Genomic DNA, 23,645 nt, shown 5'->3' on the forward strand with positions numbered 1-23,645 from the left:
TATTCTGACAAGAACTTTTTTTTATAAATATTTTAAAAAAATATCAAACTCTTTTAGCAATAAATATCCTCAATGAACAAAGCAAAACAATAGCCCGTTTTGCGGGTGCAAACATACAACTCTTTACCTCATACACAACACCTTTTTTACAGTTTTTTTACATTAAAATAACAATGCGCTGATTTTAAAAAAGATAGAAAGCGAAGATACTAAAATTAATCAAAAAAATAATAGATTTATTCTACTTTTTGTTCCTTCTAAAACCTCAATGTTGATTTTATCTTATTTCAATTATGAGTCCCTCAACATATTTATGCTAAACCTGATCTCAATTCTTTACTGAAGAAGCATCTTTTTCACTTGTCCACTTATCTCTTAAATCATAAAAACTAAAATCCAATGCAGTCTTTTGTTCCTCCAGAATACTAGATTGAAAACTACGCTGTAATATATCTTCAATCCAGTAATCTTCTTCTACATTAATAGGGTCATATTCTTCCTTTAGTGAGATATTAAAAAGTTTAGCAGTGTTATTATACCAAAATGCTCTCCAGCCACTTCTATACTCTTTAACAAGTTTAAACATGGTTCTTCCTGTTTGACGATGAATTAACTTCACTAATATTTGTCCTTCAGTACGAGTAAGCTTCTTTAATTCTGCAGTAAACTCCTCTTCCATATATTTTTGAAGTATTTTGATATACTTTTTTTTTGATCTCTTAGTCCCTATCCCTTCTAATCTTTTATTCAAAGTAATCAATCTATCAGATGCCAATTTTGCATAAGGGTACACTTTTCTAGTCTTACGCCTTAGAATAAGATATTTTCTTCTAGCTAATTTATTTTTAAATTTTAGTTTTCTTAAAATAATCACTTCATCAAGATCTATAGCTTCATGAGGGATAGTATCCCCCTCTATAATATAATACTGCACATACCCAGCAGTATCTACTATGGTTGTATCCACAGGCTTTTCTTTTCCTTTTTGAGCGCTAACCACAGAAGTAAGCATGATCAATATTATATGTAATACGTGTTTTAGCATAATAGATTACGAGACTTTCTAAAATTGTTCCAAAATTAACAATTAACCAATTGTAAACTGTAAAATGAATGTGAATATTGTTATTTTCGCAATAAAACCAGATAATACTATGGCAAAAAAAAGCATTCTAAATAAAAAGTCTTTGACTTTTCTTGAAAAATACCTTAATAACCCTGCTCCAACGGGATATGAATGGGAAGGGCAAAAAATATGGATGAACTACTTAAAACCATATGTAGATGAATTTATCACTGACACATACGGAACCGCAGTTGGTGTTATCAATCCCAAAGCAAAATACAAAGTTGTTATAGAGGGGCATGCAGATGAGATTTCATGGTATGTAAACTATATTACAGACAATGGTCTTATCTATGTAATAAGGAATGGAGGGAGTGATCATCAAATAGCGACTTCTAAACGAGTTAATATCCATACCAAAAAAGGTATTGTGAAAGGTGTTTTTGGCTGGCCCGCCATACACACCAGAAAAGGTTCTAAAGAACAAGCTCCAACTCTTGAAAACATTTGTATTGATGTAGGGTGTAACACTAAAGAAGAAGTTCTAAAACTAGGAGTCCACGTAGGTTGCGTAATTACTTATCCAGACGAGTTCTTTATTTTGAATAAAGATAAATTTGTTTGTAGAGCTCTTGATAATCGTATGGGAGGCTTTATGATTGCTGAAGTAGCTCGTTTACTTAGTGAGAATAAAGATAAGCTTCCTTTTGGATTATATATTACTAATTCTGTACAAGAGGAAATCGGCTTACGAGGGGCAGAAATGATTACACAAACTATCAAACCTAATGTAGCTATTGTTACTGATGTTTGTCATGATACCACCACTCCTATGATAGAAAAGAAAACTCAAGGGGAAACCAAAATCGGAGATGGACCTGTAATCTCATATGCTCCCGCGGTACAAAACAGACTTAGAGAACTTCTTATCGATACTGCAGAAGATAAAAAGATTCCTTTTCAACGTATGGCATCAAGTAGAATGACTGGAACCGATACGGATGCTTTTGCTTATAGCAATGGAGGTGTAGCCTCTGCTCTTATCTCTTTACCTCTACGCTATATGCACACTACTGTAGAAATGGTACACAGAGATGATGTAGAAAATGTAATAAAACTTATTTACGAGAGTTTACTCAATATTAAATCAGGAGAGACTTTTAGTTATTTTAAAAAGTAACTGTTTTTTCGACAAATAAAAAAACCCTCGTATTTAACGAGGGTTTTTAGTTTATTTTCTTCTAAACAACATTATCCATTATTTCTTTTACCACATCGGGGTTAAGCAATGTAGATGTATCTCCTAGATTAGAAGTATCTTTTGAAGCTATTTTACGTAATATTCTTCTCATTATTTTACCGCTTCGTGTTTTTGGTAATCCTGTTACAAACTGAACCTTATCTGGTTTTGCAATAGGACCAATAGTATCTGAAACTTGCTTTCTTATTTCACTAATTAATCCTTCATCTGCAATTTGGTTATCATATAATGTAACATACGCATACAACGCCGTTCCTTTAACATCATGAGGAAAACCAACAATTGCAGATTCTGCAACAGCCAAATGTTCATTAATAGCATTTTCTATTGGTGCAGTTCCTAAATTGTGTCCAGACACGATCACCACATCATCTACTCTACCTGTTATTCTATAATTACCTGTGGCATCTCTATATGCTCCATCTCCAGTAAAATACATATTTTCATATGTAGAGAAATATACATCTTTGTATCGCTGATGGTCTCCATAAATTGTTCTTGCAATAGATGGCCACGGGAACTTTATAGCCAACCTTCCTTCTGAACTTTTGGACTTAAATTCTATTTCATTTCCTTCAGCATCCATCAAAACTGGTTGAATACCTGGCAATGGTAATGTCGCAAATGTTGGTCGTGTTGGTGTAATCCCTGCTAGTGGTGAAATCATCACACCTCCTGTTTCTGTTTGCCACCAAGTATCAACTATTGGTGAGTTTCCTTTACCAATATTATCATTATACCAGTGCCAAGCTTCTTCATTAATTGGTTCTCCTACCGATCCAAGAACCTTAATAGATGAAAGGTTATGTTTTTCTACTAATTCTAAGGGTTGTTTTGCTAGAGCCCTAATTGCTGTTGGTGCTGTATAAAAATGAGTTACATTAAGTTTATCACAAATTTCCCAAAAACGCCCATAATCTGGGTAACTAGGCACCCCTTCAAACATTACTGTTGTTGCTCCTGCTGCTAATGGTCCATAAATTATGTAAGAATGTCCTGTAATCCATCCAATATCTGCAGTACACCAATAAACATCATCTTGTTTTTTGGCATGAATATCTTGTCCTGTAGGAGCAAAATGATCACATTGAAACACATTTGCAAAGGTATAAGTAGTATACACCATATATCCTCCAATAGTATGCACCATTCCTTTTGGTTTACCGGTAGAACCAGAGGTATACAATATAAACAACATATCTTCTGCATCCATTACTTCAGCGGGGCACTCTTTTTCTACCTTTTGAAGCTCATCAAACCAAAATTTATCTCTACCTTCTTGCATTGGAGTTGGCTCCACGGTTCTTCTATACACAATAACTGTTTCTATAGATGGTGTGGTTTTTAAAGCTTCATCACACATCTCTTTTAACTTCACAGGTTTTGCTCCTCTATACACTTCATTAGCTGTGATCAACATTTTACACTCGGAGTCATTAATACGACTGGCAATAGCCGTACTAGAAAACCCTGCAAACACAATAGAGTGTACTGCTCCAATTCTAGCACAAGCCAACATTGCAATTGCTAACTCGGGAATCATAGGCATATACAAGCAGACCCTATCTCCCTTTTTGATACCGTTGTTTTTTAAAACATTGGCAAAATGACAAACTTTTACATGAAGTTGTTTGTATGTAATGTGTCTAGATTCTTCTGTTGGGTCATTAGGTTCCCATATTATAGCGGTTTTATTACCAAATTTCTCCAAATGTCTATCTAAACAGTTTTCTGTAATGTTTAATTTACCACCTTCAAACCATTTTACTTCAGGTTTGGTAAAATCCCATTGCAATGTTTTATCCCATCGTTTATGCCAATAAAATTTTTCTGCAATGGCATCCCAAAATTTTTCGGGATTATTAATACTCTCCTGATATGCTTCTTTATATTCTGCAAAAGAACTAAGTTGAAGCGTGTCTTTTATTTTCATGATCTGCGATTTTGTGATTTTGGTCTATTAAATTCTTTTAAAACATCTCATCGACAAAAATTTATCGACAAGTAACTATTTTTTGGGTGCAAACAACGGTAAAACCGGGCTACACTACTCTAAATAATTAGATTTTTTAACACTATTTAAGTGATTAGTTCATTAATTTCTTTCATAATTTTTTTAATTGAAAATGGTTTAGTTAAATATTTATCAACTCCCATTGCCAGTCCTTTTTCGACATCAGAGGTTTTATTTTTCGCTGTTAAGAATATTACTTTAATATTTTTGGTACTTGCATTTGATCTTATATGCTCTAAGGTCTGATACCCATCTATATTAGGCATCATAATATCCAGCAAAACAACATCTGGAGTTTTCGATTTCAATATTTCAATAGCTTCACTACCATCGCGAGCTATAAAAACTTCAAAATCATTTTTCTTAAATGCATACTCTAAAGACATAACAATATTTGGTTCGTCATCAACTATTAGTATCTTTTTTTTATTCAAAATTTAATCTTTTATATTATAAATTTCTACGTTTTCACTATCCATTAGGAATTTCAATAATAAAACGAGCCCCAGCCTTGCAACTCTCATCTGCCCATATTTTACCATTATGACCTTCGACAATTTGTTTACTTATCGCCAAACCAAAACCACTTCCTGCCGGTTTTTTGACATTTTGATTTTTTGATTGGTAAAATTTATCAAAAATATATTTCATATCCTCGGCAAGAATTCCTTTTCCGTTATCTTCAATACTGATCCGGATAGAACCTTGATTTTTCTCAGAAGATATTTTTACAATTCCATCTTTCTTTTCAATAAATTTAATTGCATTGGATAATATATTTGTAAATACCTGAAGAATTCTATCTTCGTCATATCTTGCAAAAAGAGCTTCAACAGGTTTTGAGGTCATAATCTTAATATTTTTTTTCTCCGCTATGGCATGCACTCCGGATACTGCTTTATCAATAGTAAGATTAAGGTTATTAATTTTTTTATCCAGTATTTCCCTTCCCGATGCTAATTTTTCTAAATCTAATATATTATTAATTAGTTTTCCAAGGCGTTCTGAATCATCCATAATATTTGCCAAAAACTGAGTTCGTAACTTAATTGGCATACTGTTATCATCTAATAACACCTCTGATGCTGCTCTAATAGATGTGATTGGTGTTTTTAGCTCGTGGGCAACGGTATCCAAGAATTCATCTTTCAATTTATCATGAAGAGTAAGTTCCTCATTAGCCTCTTTCAAATCATTAGTAAGCTGAGTTAATTCATCAGATTTTTGTTTCAAAAACTTATTAGAAGAGATTGTCTTTTTATTTTCTTCCAAAATTTCAAGAACTTCTACTAAGGTTACAGGTTGTTCTTCTACCACGCTAGATATTAAAATTCGAGAAGAAGCACTTCCAATGCTTCCTGTTAATAATTTTTCTGAAAAGTTAATTAACCTGGCATCTGCTGATTTAGCATCTTTCGGGAGATTGTATTTAAGGTAGAATAAGTTTAATGCACGTTCTGTACGCTCTTCTCCCAAAAATCGATTTAATACCTTTCTAATATCTGAAACGTAAGCTTCTCCCTTCCATACGAATGCATTTTCTTGCAAAGAATTATAGTTACTATTCACAAACATCTCTCCATAATTACGTTCTCTATAATTTCCTTTAAAAGATATTGAGACCCCCAGATATACAATGCAATTAGAAAAGAAACTCCAAAAAAAGGCATGCGTAACGGGGTTAAGAAAATCTATACCGAACAATGCATAGGGTCTTAAAATTCCAATTTCAAAAGGTCCGTATACTATAAAGTTCATATTGCCAAATATAGTATCTAGCACAAAGGGTAAAACGAGTGTATAACTAGTAACAAGTGTTCCTACAATAATGCCCAATTTTGCAGCGATAGAAGATCCTCTATTCCAGAATAATCCTATAAAAAACGAAGGTGCTAATTGCGCTATAACTACAAATGATAATTGCCCAATTGAGAATAGTGACAATTCAATATTGAAATTGATATAGAAAAAATATGCTCCTAGTATTAAGCAAAAGATAGCTATCCGTCTGATATTCTTAATATAGTTAGCATTACGCTCTGGGTGACTTTTACTAAATTTATCTAAGAAGCCGTATGGAATAACCAAATTATTACTGAGCATTGTAGATAATGCCAACGTAGAAACCACTACCATAGAAATCACTGCTGAAAAGCCACCTAAGAAAACCAATGTTGCCAAAAAGACATCACCATTTTGTAGGGGAAGTAACAATGAGTAGTAGTCGGGATTAGCGCTATCACCAAGGCGTAACTTGCCTCCCCATGCTATAAAAATAACGAACACATTAAAGAGTAATAAATACAAAGGAAACATCCAAATAGCTGTTTTAAGGTGCTTTTTGCTTGTGTTTTCTATTACAGAGAGATGAAATTGTCTAGGTAACAAAAAAATTGCTAAAAAAGACAATGCTATCATAAAGTACCAATTAACCCCTGATTCTAGGCTATCGAATGTAGTTAAAAACTTAAAATCTTCTGTCGTAGATATTTGATCATAGATATCGGTTGTACCATCAAAAAGAAAATAAGTAACATACCCTCCTACTCCCAGGAAAAAAATAAGTTTAATAACAGATTCTACAGCTACCGAAAAAACAATTCCTTGCCTGCTTCGGGTAGCATCTGTAGCTCTTGTACCGAAAAAAGCAGCAAATACTGCCAATAAAACTGCTATATAAAATGTAGAATCATTAAAAATTGTTCCTGATGAATTAACGGGGTCTTCAGAAATAATACCAAAAGTCTCTGAAATTGCTTTAAGTTGCAATGATATATAAGGTAATACCCCTAAAACACAAATAATAGTTACTAGCGCTCCCAAAAAACGGTCGTTACCATATCTTAATGATATAAAATCTGCAATACTGGATAACTTATGTTGTTTCGAAATTTTAATTATTTTTTTTAAAACAACAATCCAAATTGGAAATGCAATTACTGGACCTAAATATGTAGTTAAAAAGCTAACTCCCGAAGTTGCCGCTATTCCAACACTGCCATAATATGTCCAAGCCGAACAATATACCGCGAGTGACAATGTATACACATAAGGATTATTAACCCAAGACCTTTTTGCTTTTTTTTCTGCCCAATATGCTATACCAAATAAAAGCAATAGATATCCTATAATTATGAATATTAAAATATAACTATTCATAAAACTTTTTCAAGATTATAAATGAAACCAAAATTGAAATCGCCCAAATCAAAAACACAAAAAAATAAAGTATCGGAAAACCAAAAATGCTCCCAGAATGATTAAACATAAATATCAATGGAACATTAAATAGAAAAAGTAATGTAATAGAAAGTATAACCATTTTTTGTTGATGACGTTTCTTCATACTTTTTACACTTTTATAACTATCCTAAATTTAATCATTTTTAATTTCACCTTATAAATAACCCAGATAGACTGTAAAGCCTATCTGGGGTTAAATCATTTGTTTAATGTGTTGCTTCTCCAGCTCCACTCGGAATTCTGATATTCTCTACGATTTCCTGTACATCTTTTGGAGGTGCAGATGTAAATCCAGAAACCACTAATGAAATTACAAAATTGATTACCATTGCTACAGCTCCAAATCCTTCTGGAGAGATCCCGAACCACCATTCACTTGATGGAGGAAGAGTTTCATCAAACCATCCTAGTTTATACTTAATCATATATAATAGCATACATAAGATACCTACTACCATACCTGCAATAGCACCTTCTTTATTCATTCTTTTGTAGAATATCCCAAGTACAATTGCCGGAAAAAATGAGGCCGCAGCCAAACCAAATGCCAGAGCTACAACTGCTGCCACAAAACCTGGTGGGTTAATTCCAAAATATCCAGCTACACACACTGCAGCTACAGCAGAAAGACGTGCTGCTATTAACTCTCCTTTTTCAGAAATATCTGGCTTAATCATTTTTTTGATAAGGTCATGTGATACCGATGATGAAATCACTAACAATAATCCGGCTGCTGTAGATAACGCTGCTGCTAGTCCTCCTGCAGCCACTAGAGCGATCACCCAATTAGGAAGATTTGCTATTTCTGGATTTGCCAGAACCATAATATCTCTATCAACAAAAAGTTCATTCTTGGTTGCAGCATTTACATTAGTAATCATACGCTCCCCGTGTTCTCCACGGTTTTTACCATCGAATTCTGGTTTATTCTTATTTCCAATTACAGCATGCCCATTAGCATACTGCACTTGCCCATCGCCATTTTTATCTGTCCATCCCAGCAGACCTGTATCTTCCCAGTTTTTAAACCATAATGGAAGTTCTTCATATTGTTTATTTTGTACAGACTCAATCAAATTTGTTTTTGCAAAAACAGCTACAGCAGGTGCAGTTGTATACAAGATTGCTATTAGTAATAATGCATATCCAGCGGATTTACGAGCATCTCTAACTCTTTTTACTGTAAAAAACCTAACAATCACATGCGGTAATCCTGCAGTACCAACCATTAATGCCAAGGTTATTGCAAAAACATCTAATACCGATTTAGAACCATTGGTATATTCTGAAAACCCTAACTCTGTACTTAATCCATCTAATTTATCCAACAAGTATGTCCCCGACCCATCTGCAATTGTATCTCCGAATCCAAGTTGTGGCACTGGATTTCCAGTCATCTGAATTGAGATGAATATAGCAGGTACCATAAATGCAAAAATAAGCACACAATATTGGGCTACCTGGGTATATGTAATTCCTTTCATACCTCCCAATACTGCATAAAAAAGTACAATAATCATTCCTATGATTACTCCAGTGTTTATATCTACCTCTAGAAATCTGGAAAATACAATTCCCACACCACGCATCTGACCAGCAACATATGTAAAAGACACCAGTAATGCACAGAAGACTGCTACCGATCTGGCTGTTTTTGAGTAATATCTATCACCTATAAAATCTGGAACAGTAAATTTTCCAAATTTTCTTAAATAAGGAGCTAACAGTAATGCTAACAGTACATATCCTCCTGTCCATCCCATTAAATATACAGCACCATCGTAACCCGAAAATGCTATAATACCAGCCATAGAAATAAACGAAGCTGCACTCATCCAATCCGCTGCAGTTGCCATTCCGTTAGCTAAGGGCGATACTCCTCCTCCTGCAACATAAAAATCTTTTGTCGAACTTGCCCTCGACCAGATCGCAATTCCTATATACAAGGCAAAGGTTAATCCTACCAGAATATAAGTCCAAATTTGAACACTCATAATATATTTTTTTAGTTGTTTATAATCCTAGATATTGTTTGAAAACAATAGAATACTCTACTTTTTCTGTTCATACAATTATCTAACTACTTAATCTTTATCATAACCGTATTTCTTATCCAATTTGTTCATCAATCGTACGTAAACGAAGATCAAAATCACGAATACATAGATGGACCCCTGTTGCGCAAACCAAAAACCAACAGGAAAACCTCCCATACGAAATTGATTTAACGCATCTTTAAAAAGTATACCGGCGCCATATGATACAGCAAACCATATTGCAAGTAGAATGAATAAGTATCTTACATTTTCTTTCCAGTAGGCACTAGCCTTTTGTTGTTTTTCAGACATAATTATTTTGTTTTAGAGATAGATCATTGCTTGTAAGGTAACAAAACTTTGAGCATCATTATCACCATATTTTGTATTGAGATATTCTAAAGTTAGTTTTGAATTGTGACCACTGAAATATGCATTGGCTCCAACACCAAATGTTGTTGCATTGTCATCAATAGCATCTATGGATCTTAGGTTGAAAGATGAATAAGGTTGAAATTTAATTTTCTTATTATCATTTGGAATCAGATAACCTACGTGCCCGTAGAGCATAGATCCGGTTTCATAAGTTTGTCCCAGAGTATAATTTTTTCCATAATCATTGTTTTGATATGTGGCATACGCTGTTATTGCCGAACCGTTCTCTCCCAAAGGTGCATCATAGAATGCATCAACGGCAAAGATGGCAACATCTTCTCCTTCCAAAGTTCCGTCTGCATTCGCAAAGACGCTTCCTTCTGGATGATAGAAAAAACCTGCTCCAACATTAAAAACTTTTTTCCCTCCTAAATAAGATCCAACTTTATAAGGTAAAAAATTGGATTCCTGATCCATAAAATTATAGTCAAAATAGCCGGCAAAGTTTTTTCCGGCGTCCTTGGATCCTAATAGCCTTCTTCCGGCATAGACTGATTGTCCACCCGCTACTGGGTCTGTAGATTCCTGAAGGTTATTTGTTATTGACTCGTTTATAGCAACTCTATATTGTAGTTTCCCAAAAGATCCCTTTGCATAAATACCAATATGACGTGCAAACTGATCTGACAATCCTATGTTTGCCCACGATTGCCTATTATTATCTAATGTCATAATGTTAAGGGTACTTTGATTATTGAGACGAGAAATACCGTTCCAATAATGTAAACCTCCTCCAAGGGCATGGTTTGCTCCTAAGCTATATTGAGCCCATACGCCATGAAAGAAAAGCTGCGAACTATCACCTTTACCAACTGGGTGTAAATTGTCTGCATTTAGACTGTTTAGACCAAAGTGAGTTAAAATTAAAAAGTCTTTACTTATTTGAGAATACATTAGAATTCGTGCTCTGCGAATGCTGAGATCAGTACTACTTTGATCATCAGGAACATCATCTGTGTATCTTGCCCAAAATTGAGCCCACGAAATTATCCTGAAGTATTTTGAGCCGTCTTCATTAAGTTTAACCTTTAGACCACCTGTATAATCCGGAGATCCTTGGGAAAAAGCTGAGTGCGAAACCAAAAAACCACTTAGTAAAAGTAGTAATATGAGATTTTTCATAATTAAAGAATTTGATTTGTAGAAATGATTAATACTACATTATGTAGCCTTGTGCACTTGTTAAAATTCTAAAAATTATATCTGGCAATAAAAAATGATATAGTTATTTGCTAAATACTATAGTTATTCTCTAAACCGTTCCCATTTAATTAGCATAAACTTATCTCCCAACTCTGTTACAATTACTCCAGCTCCTTGTATATTATCAGGAGATTGGAAATAATTAGCCAACTCCAAAGCGTTCAAAATCTTATATGTAGGATGATATTGGGAGTTATACGGTCTTTTTATATTGTATTTTTTTACCCAGTTAATCACACTTACATGAGAAATGCCAAGTATACGTTCGATCTCTCGATAGGTTAGCCCTTCTAGATATAGCTGTAATGCTTTATTAACGTAATAATCATCAATCTTTTTCCCTAATTTGTTTACGGTAAAATAATAATTGCAGTTCTTACAACGATAGCGTTGTCTTTGGTTTATAATACCACTTTTTATATACTCAGACGAACCACAGTTGGGACAAGTTTTTGGGTGCATATATATTTATTTTGCATAAATATATCATTTTAGCAATAAAAATATAACAACTATTTAATGTTTATTATAGATATTTTTAACTTTTATTAGGTATTTATTGAAATAAATCCTTTAATTACTCATTTTTAACATTTAATTACAACCTTCAAATGGCAGATGAATTAATAGACATTCTCTCTACCTCAGGAAATTTAACCGGAGAAATAAAACTGAAGTCAGAGGCTCATCGATTAGGGTTATATCATGCTAGTGTGCATATTTGGTTTTTCACAAAACAAGGAAAAGTATTAGTCCAAAAAAGAGCAGATAATAAAGATACATATCCAAGTTTATGGGATGTTTCTGTGGCTGGTCATATTGGATCGGGAGAAACTCCTGAAAATTCTGCAATTAGAGAAATTAACGAAGAAATAGGAATATCGATATCAAGAGAAGAATTACATTTCATAGGAATACATCTAGCAGAAAAAACACCTAAGCCTGGAATTTATGATAACGAGTTTCATCATATTTATATATCTCTTCTCAACTTCCCTATAAGCGCTTTAACTCTTCAAAAAGAAGAAGTAGCTGATACTGCTTTAATACCCATAGACAAATTAGCTAACATTCTCATGGATCCATATAAAAACCAAGTATACGTACCACATGGTGACGTTTACTATAGTTTTATTCTTAATAAAATCATAAATCAATTATAGCAATACACCTATTACAACTAACTATCGTAACTTCATATATTCTTATTTTATTATAATAATTTTGTATTGAAAACAAAAAAACAATAGATAAAAACTATGAATAATTTGAACACTGACACTATAAAAGCTTTAAACATATTGTTATCAGATTACCATATGCACTATCAAAAGCTTAGAAATTTTCATTGGAATATTACGGGACCACATTTTTTTGAGCTTCATGTAAAATTTGAAGAATTTTATGAAGATGCTAAATTAAAAATAGATGAAATTGCCGAAAGGATTCTTACACTTAGAGGAAAACCTGTTAGCAATTTTAGTTCGTATTTAGATCTTTCAAATATAAGCGAAGCAGATTCATCCCTTGTAGATCATGAAATGGTAACCGCTATTCTTGATGACCACAATATCCTTTTAAAACAACTAAAAATAGTTACTTTGGCTGCAGAAAGTGCCAATGATGATGGCACATTAGATATCACCGGTACATACATTGGAGAACTGGAAAAAACAAGTTGGATGCTCAATGCCTGGAATCAACGAAATTAAAATATTAAAACTCTCGTACCTTATCCTTTTGATGACTATAACCGTTAGTTGTCAAAAGGGTAAAAAAACAGATATAATTAAGATTAATACTTTACCCAAAGATCTTAATGAGATATCAGGTATAACGATGTTGTCTGATAATAGAGTATATGCCATTAATGATTCTGGAAATGATAATACTCTATTTAGTTTAAATCAAAAAGGTGAAATTTTACAACAAATCAAAATCCCAAAAACCAAAAATATTGACTGGGAAGATTTGGCTTATGATCAAGAAAATAACATATATATTGGCGATTTCGGAAATAACAGTAATAGTAGAAAAGATCTAAAAATTTATAGAGTTTCTGGGGTTATATCAAATAGTATTACTGTCTCAACTATCGAGTTTATTTTTGAAGATCAAAAGAAATTCCCTCCTAAGAAAAAAAATCTAAACTTTGATGTTGAAGCTTTCATTTATCTAAATGGAAATTTTTATCTATTTACAAAAAATAGAAGTAAAAAGTCTAAAGGAATTACTAAGCTATATAAAGTTTCTGCGCAACCAGGAAAATATATGGCTAAATTGATTGGATCTTATAAAACTTGTACTTCCTCTTCTGAATGTCTAATTACGGGTGCCGCGATTAATCGATCTGGAAACAAAATTGCCCTTCTTACACATAACAAAGTATACTTGCTTACCAATTTTAAAAACGACCAATTATTTGAAGGGAACGTTCAAGAAATAAAACTGAACCACAGTACTCAAAAAGAAGGGATCTGTTTTAAAAATGATTCTACTCTCTTTATAACAGATGAAAAAATGGGACATAGAAAAGCAAAAATGTATAAGTATAAACTTAAGTAAGTTTCAATTCTATAACCTTAGCTTCATAAGCCCTATTAACGCAAACTAAAATCAACATTACACATTTACTTCTTGTTTTTCCTTTTATGCTATATTCAACATAATGAAAATCAAATATTTACACCAAAGAAATAACTTATTAACAATTTGTAAATTAACTTTTCTTAACAACACCTTGATAGTCTACCTCAGTAGACATAGGAGATACGCTGCTTAAAGTAAGAGTTAAACAATGACACAAAACCACTTATCAACTCGTTTATAAACAATTATACCAGACAAACAGCATAAAATGTTAATAATATTCATTATATTAGAAGGTAAAACCTTACTTTTGAAACGGTAATGTGTTACATTTTATAAATTTAATATAACCCCAAAATATTATACTACTATGAAAAAAAATTATTTTTCAAAATTCATTATTATTGTTTTACTGTCTAATTTGGCAGTTTCTCAAAATGATACACAAGTTTTACCAAGCACTTTGTCTGAAAATACTACTTTATTAAAAAACACAACTTACACTATTTCTGATGATATTAAAATATCTAATGGATCTACTCTTACTATAGAAGAAGGTGTTATTTTAAAAAGTGATAACAAGGAAAAAATAGTTTTCATAATTGAAAATGGCGCCAAAATTATAGCTGCCGGATCTTATGATTATCCAATTACCGCAATAACTAAATCAAAAAGAAGTAAAGAGCCAACTATTGTAGTGAAGTCTTCTATTCTTGAAAATGGGTATGAAACCAATAGTAATTATCGTTATCTAAAAATTGAAAACCCGACCGTACTAATGAGCCACAAACCTACATTAGACACTAAAGTTGCAAGTAGTACTAGCAATTTTTAAAATCTCTAAAACTAATCCAATAAGAAATTAAGTGCACCATAATCTTTGCACTTAATTTCTTATTGTTTTTTTAAAGACTCATACCAAAACCAAAAGTAAATCGTAATCCCTCGTCACTAGAAAACACACCAAACTGCCCTCCTATTGTATCAATTGCATTAAGCCATATTCCTCCTCCAACAGAATCATGCCATAGATCAGAATCTTCTCCATCTAACCATACTCTACCAATATCATAACCTCCAAAGACACCTAATTGTATTGGTAGTAAACCTGTTTTAAACTTATTAAAACTATATCTTAAATCTCCATTAAATGCCAATGCACTTTCTCCTGTAAAACGCTCTTCTCTATACCCTCTTAATCCTTTTGTTCCTCCCAAGCTAGTTCCCTGATAAAACTCAAAATCATCACCAATATTAAGCTCGCCAATCATATCTGTTTTTAACACTAGTTTTCTATCTCTAGTTATCGCATTATATAAAGTGAATCTTGGATAAACATACCCATAGGTTCTATCTGTATTCTCTAGATTAGTTCTAACTCCAGTTTGCAACTTAAATAACATTCCTCTAGTTGGGCTTATAATGTTGTCATAACTTTCAAACTTATACATAACATCCAAGTTGGTAAAATACTTCCTTTCGAAAAAATCAGAATCAATACTTACAAAATCCAATCCTGATGTAATAAACCTGTTTTCTGTATTTTGAACTTCAATACCTTCAAAAGCAGACTTAATAGAAAATTCATTTCCGTAGCGGTCTTTTTTAGCAATACCAATACCCAATGCCCATATCCCCGTTTTTACTCTATTGTAATCTAAATCCAACTCTTCATCAGGGTTAAAAGTATCATTACCAAAACCAAAGAAATTTTGTGCAAAATTCTCACTGGTATATACGGCATCTAATAAAAAATTCCAGTTACCTAATGCTTTTACAAATTCTCCAGAGTATGATAAATCATACCCTTCTGTTTGAAAATAATAAGCGGCTCTAAATCTATGTCTACTATGATAAGGATCGTTTTTAAAGCCTTTTATGGTATACATATCGGTAACATTTACATTTACTCCATCATCTGGATTAAAACCAATAAAGGGAGTAATCGTATTCGTTCTATCTACGTACTTGCCATAATCGTATACATTATAATCATAGATATTGCTAAAAATAAATTTGGCGTTATTTTTTTTCTCTATAGTATTCGGTTTTGACTTATGATCATATACTTTTATCTTTTTTCCGTTTTCTATAGCATATGTATCATTATTCTGCCCCCCAACTATTCGGATTTTTATTGGGTTCTTTCCTTTGCCATTAACCACAAATCGATCATCATCATCTAATCCATAAATCCATATTTCTTTAGTTTCTTTAGAAGTAAAAACTCTACTACTATATGGTTCCTGCCTCTTATCGCCTTTAATTCTTGAAACTTTTACTATCGTTTTGTTATCTTCTCTAAGTATTTCAAAAAGATCGTCCTTGTCTGTTCCTAAAATAATAACATGCCTTGAAAGATATTTGTAATATCGGTTTGCTATATCTTCAATTTGGTCTCTTCTTTTTTTAAGATCATTTTTAATTTTTTCGATATTGGTATCCTGAAGCTCTTCGGGAAGATAAGTAAATGCTTTTTCAATATCCTGATCAGAAAGATTCTCTTTAATATATTTGGCTTGTTTTATCCAAATATCTTTTCCTGAATTCTGTGTTAGAGTTCTATCTAATGGCAATCCCGATTGATTAATCCATCTTACTTTTTTAAGTTCGCCATTATACACTTGGAATTTTCGTGCTAATGGGACAACAAATTTTATAACATCTAAAAGAGCTCCATCATAATTAGAAAAGACTTGATCCCTATCTCTAGGTATTGGTCTATAGGTTACTTCTTCATCTTCATCTTTATCAAATCTTGCCCATCTCCATTGATCAGAATGACGATCCCAATCTCCTAATATCATATCAAAAAGCCTTGTCCGTATATAATGCTCTTCATCCATTTGATATTTTTCATCCTTCCTAAGTTTGCTTAATAAATCATCTGTGCTTTCTATGTCATCTGGTTTACCAAAAGTAATTTCATCCCCATATTCTTTCCCAGGTCTTTCTTCTAAAAAATATATTTCATCTCCAAAGGTCTCATTATACTTACCTAGCGCAGGATGTTTTGGGATATAATACAACCTAGGATTAGCATGGTATACCCCGATAGCATCGGCTAGGATACCTACTGTCAAAAATGCATAAGGATAACTGGAGGTATAGAAATCAGAAAGCAAATCTTCTGTAAGAGTATCATCAAATCCATTGTCTAGATGTGTGTATTTGAATACTCCTTTTTGAAGAAACTGGGTAACACTTTTTCGCATAGCTCTAAGACTGTATCTTTTTCCTTCTTTATCAATAAGTCGTAGAGACCTTGTTACTTGACCTCCTCCTTGCCTGTCAATTGTAAAACCACCCATAAGAGTATCTAAAGTTGCAACAGGAACCTTAATATCAGTTCCATATACATATCGATAATGATCACCCCACATTGATTGATACAATTTTGATTTTTTCACTTCATCTTTTGTATAAATAGATGCAGAAACTTCTGGTCGAAAAGAGTTTTTTACATTGCTAAAGTCAAAATCTTTTTCCTTTTCATGTACCTTGGTTTGATATACCAATTTTGGATTACCATTATTATTTCCAAAAAAACGAACATTAGACGATCCATCTTTATACAAATCTAAAATTGCAAAACCTTGCCCTGGATATGCAAACAATCCATCTTTTCCTAAAGAAACAGATGAAACTTTTGATCCAGAACCTGATACAATCTGTTTAATCCCATCACTATCTATATATTGGAGAGAATGCTCATGACCAGAAATCAAAACAACTTTATCCAATGTTCTTGTCATCGTAGACAGTCTTCTCATCAATTTATTATAATGTGTATTTGATAAATCTTGCGAGGAGATCCCTCCCTGTGATCTAATCTGAGCTGCTATCGTTCCTAACACAGGTAGCGGTATTTTCTTTTTTGAAGGAAAAATATGCTTATCAAAACTAAACTTCCCTCCATGTATCCCATTGGTAAACATTGGATGATGCATTGCTACAAGAATAGTCTTTTTACTATGTTTTTTTAACTCACCCTCTACCTCCAAGAAGAATTTTTCTCGCGTCTTGATATCACAATTATCATTTATAGTAGGGTTCTTATCCCAGTTGGCTAAATACCATTGTGTATCCAGAATCAGTAAATGTACTTTATCACTAACCTCTACACTTTCAATAGGACATCCTTTTGCTGGTAAAAAAGATTTTTTCTTTCCTGTTTTCTTTAGTACATATTTTTCTTGTCGTTGTAAGCCTTCTATTCCATTATTATACCAGTCATGATTCCCTGGAATAAAAACAACATCTCCGTCAAAGTTATCAACAGCATTAATCTGCGCATCAATTCTATGTTCTGCCAGAGCTCTTTCTGGAGATTCTTTTTTGGGCATTCCTTTTTGATAAATATTATCTCCCAAAAAAATCAAATAATCACCTTTTGTTTTAGCCGTATCCAAGACTTTTTCTAAAATTGACAACCCATCTGTACTTTGATTCATTTTAGCATTTCCAGCATCTCCTACAAGGTAAAATGTTCTTTCTATATCTCCTTGAGGTAATGTTTTATTAAAGTTTTCGACTTTATATTGAGGAGAGTATGTTGCACAAGAACTAAGTAGTAACGCAACACAAATAATCAGAATCTTATTATATTTATTCATTGTTTGAAGTACAATCTCTTTTTTTTAATTATTTTGGTTATCGAAAAATAAAAAAGTATGTCTTCTCTATTAGAAAAAACACAACATTTTGTTTCGGAGCTTTTTGAAAAAGAACTCCCTAACTCTTGTTTATACCATAATTACGATCACACCAAAAGAGTATTTAAAAGTACGAAAGAAATTATTGATAACACCAATTTGTCTAGCGAAGATAAAGAAGTTTTACTACTTACTGCCCTATTACATGATACTGGATATTCTAAAAGTTCAGAAAATCATGAAGAACATAGTGTAGAAATAGCCAAAGATTATCTAAACAAACAAAATGTTTCTGAAGAAATTATAAATAAGGTTTCTTCTCAAATTATGGCTACAAAGATGGATCATGTGCCAACAAATCTCATGGAAGAGATAATAAGAGATGCAGATGCTTCTCATTTTGCCAAAGATTATTACGGAGAAACAAGTGAACTATTAAGGTGCGAATTTAAGCTTAATAACATAAAAGATCTTAATGCTTCGGATTGGCTTAAATCTAATATTGACTTGTTCAAAAACAAGCATCATTATTATACCGAATATGCTCTTACCCACTGGAAACCCAAAAAAGAAGAAAATCTTTCAAAAATGCTGAAAGAACAGGCTATCTTAAAAAAAGAAAAGAAAAAAGAAAAGGATAAGCTAAAAAAACTAATAAAAGAAGAAAGTCCAGAGAAGGGAATTCAAACCTTGTTTAGAGTTACATTAAGGAATCATCTAAAATTAAGTGATATTGCTGATACAAAAGCCAACATACTTTTATCTGTAAATGCCATCATTATATCGCTAGCGTTATCCAATCTAATACCTAAACTTGATAATCCTTCTAACCAATATTTGATATACCCTACTTTAATATTTATCATATTCTGTATTGCCTCAATTGTATTATCTGTATTAGCCACACGACCTAATGTGACAAGTGGTGAGTTTACACGCAAAGAAATTGAAGAAAAAAAAGTGAATCTATTATTCTTTGGTAATTTTCACAAAATGCCATTAGAGGAATATAAGTGGGCCATGGGGGAACTTATGGAAGACAAAGAGTATATTTATGATACCATGATAAAAGATCTCTATTTTTTGGGTAAAGTGCTTCATAAAAAGTATAAAATTCTTAGAATAACTTATACCGTTTTTATGATCGGAATTATTACTTCTGTGGTTTCCTTTATTATTGCTTTCAATACGCTACAATAAACGTATATATCAATAATTGTAGTAAACACAGAGATTAATCTAATTTAATTAAGCTCTTTCATTAAATCTTCATATGTATAATATTCTTTATCTTGATTACTCTTATGATAAAGAATATTAACTCTTAATGCTTTTAAACCTGTTACCCCTTGGAGATCATCTAATTCTACAATCTCAATTTCTTCTTCAAGATAGTTTTTGGATTGTAAAAAGTTGATGTACTTTATATATTCTCTTTCATCAGATCGCTGAGAGTATACAATGACCAATTTTCCTTTTTCAGTAATCCGTTGATCTGTACCCTTTATCTTCGACTTATCAACCCGTTTTTTCACTACTTCATATCTTGCATTATAAGTCCCGTCTACATCAAAACGTTTCTCATCCATTCTAAATCTAACAGATAAAGAAGAGTTGAATACTAAAACCATTGAGGCTACATCCAACGCTAATGGCAAGTCCTTTTTCATTTGGTAATATGCGTTTTCCATTTCACACATTACTTGAAGCTGCCACAATCTTAGGTTATACAAATATATTTTATTAAAACTATCTTGTTTTGTAATTGATTCTCCGATGTATAAATTATGTTCAACTCCATCAGATTTAAAGCGTTCAAAATAATGTGGATACATTCCTTGAGCTTCATCTTGTTTTTGATCTAGTAAGGCCGCCATCTTTTTGTTAATAAGCATTACAGATTCGTCATATGCTTTTCTGTACTTATAAACCGTTTTGATACGTTTATCCTGCATATCATTGTATGTATTGATGAGAGCTTCTAACTCGCTGTTCTTATCAATAAGATGTACAAAAAGAGGGGTTATCTCTTTTTGTATAAAACTGAGAATCTTCTGTTCACTATCAACCTGTAATTGCTCTGTTACAGTATTGATATATTGATCTGTTCGGTACTGCAATTGTTCATAGATAGGTAACGGATCAGATTCTATAACCTTATAAATAATTTCAGAAATTTTATTTAGTTGTAATACCAGATCTTTTTGTATTGCATGATTTCGAGCATCTGAAGATCCTTTGATATCTATTTGCCCATACAATGGATATACATTCTCGAATACTACTTCTCCAAATGAAACTGGATTTTCGTCTACCATAGCTCTCATAAAACGCTTGGCTTCTTTTTTAAATTTCCAGTGCACACTAGGGTGAATAGAAGTACATTCTTGCTGAATAATTAACTCCAACTCGTTTTCTGCTTTGGCTTTAGATCGTAATACGGAGTCTACCAAATATGGCATTACATCCTGTAATTTATTCGCATTAATACTGTTTAATTCATAAACATTGGGCGAAACTATTTCTAGGACTCCTAATAATTTTCCTTCGCTTACTATTGGAGCAATAATTGCGCTATTAATCCCCTGTGCATCCAAATTTTTATACAATAATGTATCTGGAGACATTTTTTGATACTTCTTTACATCAGAAATTGCAAAATATTTAGACTCTTCAAACAAATAGTGATATGTACCTACACAAAGAGCAGATTTACAACTATTAGAATATTTTTTATATAGAATATAACTATCTATATTTTTAAAAGGAACTCGTTCAAAAGCCTGATCTTCTGGATTATAATTGGCAAAACCAACTTTAATTTCATAAAGATTGAATATTGCTCTAAAAATTTGTTGAAAACTACCTACAAAATCTCCTTGTGTTTTATCATATTTGATAAGGCTTGTTTTAAAATCAGACAAAGAAACATCGGTTGTAACATCAAACATATTTGCGATAACCACTCCTTTAAAAATCCAACTATTTGGTGGGAATTTTTCTTTCCAGATCTCAACATTATCAAAATTATCCAATAACTCTGCTACATCATCATCTGTAATATCTTTGGCTTTATCTGTTTTTATGATATCAATAAAATCTCCATTATACATTATTCTATAATGACGTATTATCCCATTGACATCAGGGATGTCATAAAAAAATGGTCTTCTAAAATCAATATTATAATCGTAGTAACTTCCTAAAATCATACTACAGCCCATAATATAGTAATGGCTTTCATTTAAGTTTTTAATTTGCGGTTCAAAATCCTTACCTGCAGCCTTAATAATATTCTGATATCGCTGAGATGACTTTAATACTGTATTATGAAAAGGAATTGTAGCAATTTTTATTTCATTTTGCTGTAAGACTTCAGAGAAAGAATCTTCGAGCACCAAATTAATCTGTGGCAATAATTCTTTAATTCTTTCCTCATCTTTTACTCCTTCTGTTAGTTCTGGATAGCTCTCAGCAATCTCTAAAACTTTTGATGCTCTATCCCTAACAAGTTCATTATCACTTTTTACTAACTCGCTATATCGTTCAAACAACTTTGAAAAACTAATCGATATATCTAATGGAAAATCCTGCTCTAAACCCCTCATTTTTTCTCATTTCTTATTGTTTACAAAAATAATACAAACCATATTGTATCTCTATATATTAACAATTTATTAAGCGATAATTAGTGTCGCCAAATAACTATTACTAATAAGAAGACGAATTAATATGAAAAAAAAGGACATACTATTACATCTAATTTCTTTTCATTTCTTATAAAGATACATAATACCCTCTTGGTTAGACTCAAAAACGCTAGGTTTTGTTACATCAAAAACGCCATTTTAACTTAATTTTGCTATCAAACACAACATTTATTAACAAATATTTTTTTCTACAACGTTAATTTTTGGGGTTTATACCTTGGATTCTTTACTTTTACGATCAATAAAACCAAACACAATGAAAAGAATTGCACTGCTGCTTACGACTCTCCTACTCGTAGCTTGTCAAAAAGATCAAAAAGGATACTTTATTACTGCCGATACTACTGGTTTTGAAGATGGAACCGTAGTATATGTAAATGCTATCAGCCAATCCAGTAGACCAATAATTATTGACTCTACTACTATACAACAAGAAAAGTTTGAAATAGCACTACCATCGCCAGAAAACAATGATTTTAATTATTTGACTTTTAAAGACATTAGAGGAAATGTATTATTTTTGGCAGAAAACAATCCTATTCAAATGACTATCTATAAAGATAGTATGAGGTCTTCTATTATAAAAGGGGGATCAGAAAATGAACTATTCTATTCTTATCTTAACACCCTTAAAAAATACAATGAAGAAAAAATAGATCTAAATACACAATATCAGATTGCTTCAAAATTAGGAGAATCAGACAAAGCTCTTACTATAACAACAAAAAGAAATGAGCTGTTAGAAAAAGAAAAGCAGTTTAGAAAAAATATTGCAGAAAACAATGCTTCTTCTCTTGTATCAGTAATGGCTATAACGGATCTTTTAAACCTTAAGGTTCTTACTCCGCAAGAAGCTAAGGTAAAGTTTGCTGCCGTAAATGATTCATTGAAATCTACTAGATTAGGTAAAAACCTAGATCAACTTATTACTAGTGCGATTACTGTTTCTCAACAAAAGAAAATTGATATAGGTGTTGTTGCAGAAAATTTCTCTGCTCCTACTCCAGATGGAAAAACATTATCTCTTAAGGAGTCAATGGGTAAGATTACTATTATAGATTTTTGGGCTTCTTGGTGTAAACCTTGCAGAATAGAAAACCCTAATGTAGTAAAAGTATATAATAAATACCACGATAAAGGGCTGAATATAATTGGAGTTTCTCTTGATAAAAAACAAGAAGCGTGGACCAAAGCTATTGCTGATGATAATCTAGACTGGAATCATGTTTCTAACCTACAATTTTGGCAAGAACCAATTGCTAGGGCTTATGGTGTAAGATCTATACCTGCTACGTTTATACTTGATGAAAAAGGAAATGTTATTGCCAAAAACCTTAGAGGTCCTGCTCTTGAAAAGAAAATATCAGAATTACTAGAACAGAAACCTTTATAATACTTAAACAATACACTTTACAAAAAACGGGTCTAAAAGA

Annotated in this window: 17 protein-coding genes; 7 read left to right on the forward strand and 10 right to left on the reverse strand. The window is 32.3% G+C overall.

Going from position 1 to position 23,645, the window contains the following annotated elements; genetic code table 11:
* Positions 1-328 precede the first annotated feature (328 nt).
* Positions 329-1,045 (reverse strand): DUF4294 domain-containing protein, encoded by a 717-nt coding sequence (locus C1X07_RS24005; RefSeq protein ID WP_103072601.1) that lies wholly within the window; start codon positions 1,043-1,045, stop codon positions 329-331.
* Between the two features lie 109 nt (positions 1,046-1,154).
* Here C1X07_RS24005 and C1X07_RS24010 point away from each other — a divergent pair, with 109 nt between their 5' ends.
* On the forward strand, positions 1,155-2,246 hold the full coding sequence (locus C1X07_RS24010; protein ID WP_103072659.1) for a M42 family metallopeptidase: 1,092 nt from the start codon (positions 1,155-1,157) through the stop codon (positions 2,244-2,246).
* Positions 2,247-2,307: 61 nt separating this feature from the next.
* Here the strand turns inward: C1X07_RS24010 and acs are convergent, their stop codons facing one another.
* The 7 genes from acs to C1X07_RS24050 form a co-directional block, all read right to left on the reverse strand.
* Positions 2,308-4,260 carry an acetate--CoA ligase gene (gene acs, locus C1X07_RS24015; RefSeq protein ID WP_103072602.1) on the reverse strand — a complete coding sequence of 651 codons (1,953 nt, stop codon included), beginning with the start codon at positions 4,258-4,260 and terminating at the stop codon, positions 2,308-2,310.
* A gap of 146 nt (positions 4,261-4,406) precedes the next feature.
* Positions 4,407-4,775: a response regulator transcription factor gene (locus C1X07_RS24020; RefSeq protein WP_262494932.1), complete on the reverse strand. Its 369-nt coding sequence runs from the start codon at positions 4,773-4,775 to the stop codon at positions 4,407-4,409.
* Between the two features lie 37 nt (positions 4,776-4,812).
* Positions 4,813-7,500, reverse strand: coding sequence for a sensor histidine kinase (locus C1X07_RS24025; RefSeq protein ID WP_103072603.1), 2,688 nt, complete (start codon positions 7,498-7,500; stop codon positions 4,813-4,815).
* A 290-nt stretch (positions 7,501-7,790) separates the two neighbouring features.
* A complete protein-coding gene (locus C1X07_RS24035) occupies positions 7,791-9,578 on the reverse strand; it encodes a sodium:solute symporter family protein (protein ID WP_103072605.1) in 1,788 nt (595 codons plus the stop codon).
* A 90-nt stretch (positions 9,579-9,668) separates the two neighbouring features.
* Positions 9,669-9,932, reverse strand: coding sequence for a DUF4212 domain-containing protein (locus tag C1X07_RS24040; protein ID WP_103072606.1), 264 nt, complete (start codon positions 9,930-9,932; stop codon positions 9,669-9,671).
* 12 nt (positions 9,933-9,944) lie between these two features.
* The gene (locus C1X07_RS24045; RefSeq protein WP_103072607.1) at positions 9,945-11,177 is read right to left on the reverse strand and encodes a hypothetical protein; all 1,233 of its coding nucleotides are present in this window, start codon (positions 11,175-11,177) and stop codon (positions 9,945-9,947) included.
* Between the two features lie 123 nt (positions 11,178-11,300).
* The gene (locus tag C1X07_RS24050) at positions 11,301-11,720 is read right to left on the reverse strand and encodes an IS1/IS1595 family N-terminal zinc-binding domain-containing protein (RefSeq protein WP_103072608.1); all 420 of its coding nucleotides are present in this window, start codon (positions 11,718-11,720) and stop codon (positions 11,301-11,303) included.
* 149 nt (positions 11,721-11,869) lie between these two features.
* Here C1X07_RS24050 and C1X07_RS24055 point away from each other — a divergent pair, with 149 nt between their 5' ends.
* From C1X07_RS24055 to C1X07_RS24070, 4 genes are all read left to right on the forward strand, one after another.
* Entirely contained in the window at positions 11,870-12,421 is a 552-nt protein-coding gene (locus tag C1X07_RS24055; RefSeq protein WP_103072609.1) for an NUDIX hydrolase, read from the forward strand.
* Positions 12,422-12,517: 96 nt separating this feature from the next.
* Positions 12,518-12,970, forward strand: coding sequence for a Dps family protein (locus C1X07_RS24060; protein ID WP_103072610.1), 453 nt, complete (start codon positions 12,518-12,520; stop codon positions 12,968-12,970).
* Entirely contained in the window at positions 12,948-13,823 is an 876-nt protein-coding gene (locus tag C1X07_RS24065; RefSeq protein ID WP_103072611.1) for an NHL repeat-containing protein, read from the forward strand. Before C1X07_RS24060 ends, C1X07_RS24065 begins: the two co-directional genes overlap by 23 nt.
* 394 nt (positions 13,824-14,217) lie before the next feature.
* Entirely contained in the window at positions 14,218-14,682 is a 465-nt protein-coding gene (locus C1X07_RS24070; RefSeq protein WP_103072612.1) for a hypothetical protein, read from the forward strand.
* A 70-nt stretch (positions 14,683-14,752) separates the two neighbouring features.
* Here the strand turns inward: C1X07_RS24070 and C1X07_RS24075 are convergent, their stop codons facing one another.
* Positions 14,753-18,463: a metallophosphoesterase gene (locus tag C1X07_RS24075; protein WP_103072613.1), complete on the reverse strand. Its 3,711-nt coding sequence runs from the start codon at positions 18,461-18,463 to the stop codon at positions 14,753-14,755.
* 57 nt (positions 18,464-18,520) lie between these two features.
* Between C1X07_RS24075 and C1X07_RS24080 the strand changes: the two genes are divergently transcribed.
* On the forward strand, positions 18,521-19,702 hold the full coding sequence (locus tag C1X07_RS24080) for a Pycsar system effector family protein (RefSeq protein WP_103072614.1): 1,182 nt from the start codon (positions 18,521-18,523) through the stop codon (positions 19,700-19,702).
* A gap of 44 nt (positions 19,703-19,746) precedes the next feature.
* Here the strand turns inward: C1X07_RS24080 and C1X07_RS24085 are convergent, their stop codons facing one another.
* Entirely contained in the window at positions 19,747-22,110 is a 2,364-nt protein-coding gene (locus tag C1X07_RS24085) for a GAF domain-containing protein (protein WP_103072615.1), read from the reverse strand.
* Positions 22,111-22,468: 358 nt separating this feature from the next.
* On the opposite strand from C1X07_RS24085, the gene C1X07_RS24090 reads away from it, so the two are divergent.
* The gene (locus tag C1X07_RS24090) at positions 22,469-23,605 is read left to right on the forward strand and encodes a redoxin domain-containing protein (protein ID WP_103072616.1); all 1,137 of its coding nucleotides are present in this window, start codon (positions 22,469-22,471) and stop codon (positions 23,603-23,605) included.
* Positions 23,606-23,645 lie beyond the last annotated feature (40 nt).

The organism is Aquimarina sediminis (assembly GCF_002895435.1).
Classification (GTDB): domain Bacteria; phylum Bacteroidota; class Bacteroidia; order Flavobacteriales; family Flavobacteriaceae; genus Aquimarina; species Aquimarina sediminis.

Coding starts and splice junctions, on each gene's coding strand:
- C1X07_RS24005 (WP_103072601.1), bottom strand. CDS start 1,045: ATGCTAAAACACGTATTACATATAATATTGATCATGCTTACTTCTGTG.
- C1X07_RS24010 (WP_103072659.1), top strand. CDS start 1,155: ATGGCAAAAAAAAGCATTCTAAATAAAAAGTCTTTGACTTTTCTTGAA.
- acs (WP_103072602.1), bottom strand. CDS start 4,260: ATGAAAATAAAAGACACGCTTCAACTTAGTTCTTTTGCAGAATATAAA.
- C1X07_RS24025 (WP_103072603.1), bottom strand. CDS start 7,500: ATGAATAGTTATATTTTAATATTCATAATTATAGGATATCTATTGCTT.
- C1X07_RS24035 (WP_103072605.1), bottom strand. CDS start 9,578: ATGAGTGTTCAAATTTGGACTTATATTCTGGTAGGATTAACCTTTGCC.
- C1X07_RS24040 (WP_103072606.1), bottom strand. CDS start 9,932: ATGTCTGAAAAACAACAAAAGGCTAGTGCCTACTGGAAAGAAAATGTA.
- C1X07_RS24045 (WP_103072607.1), bottom strand. CDS start 11,177: ATGAAAAATCTCATATTACTACTTTTACTAAGTGGTTTTTTGGTTTCG.
- C1X07_RS24050 (WP_103072608.1), bottom strand. CDS start 11,720: ATGCACCCAAAAACTTGTCCCAACTGTGGTTCGTCTGAGTATATAAAA.
- C1X07_RS24055 (WP_103072609.1), top strand. CDS start 11,870: ATGGCAGATGAATTAATAGACATTCTCTCTACCTCAGGAAATTTAACC.
- C1X07_RS24060 (WP_103072610.1), top strand. CDS start 12,518: ATGAATAATTTGAACACTGACACTATAAAAGCTTTAAACATATTGTTA.
- C1X07_RS24065 (WP_103072611.1), top strand. CDS start 12,948: ATGCCTGGAATCAACGAAATTAAAATATTAAAACTCTCGTACCTTATC.
- C1X07_RS24070 (WP_103072612.1), top strand. CDS start 14,218: ATGAAAAAAAATTATTTTTCAAAATTCATTATTATTGTTTTACTGTCT.
- C1X07_RS24075 (WP_103072613.1), bottom strand. CDS start 18,463: ATGAATAAATATAATAAGATTCTGATTATTTGTGTTGCGTTACTACTT.
- C1X07_RS24080 (WP_103072614.1), top strand. CDS start 18,521: ATGTCTTCTCTATTAGAAAAAACACAACATTTTGTTTCGGAGCTTTTT.
- C1X07_RS24085 (WP_103072615.1), bottom strand. CDS start 22,110: ATGAGGGGTTTAGAGCAGGATTTTCCATTAGATATATCGATTAGTTTT.
- C1X07_RS24090 (WP_103072616.1), top strand. CDS start 22,469: ATGAAAAGAATTGCACTGCTGCTTACGACTCTCCTACTCGTAGCTTGT.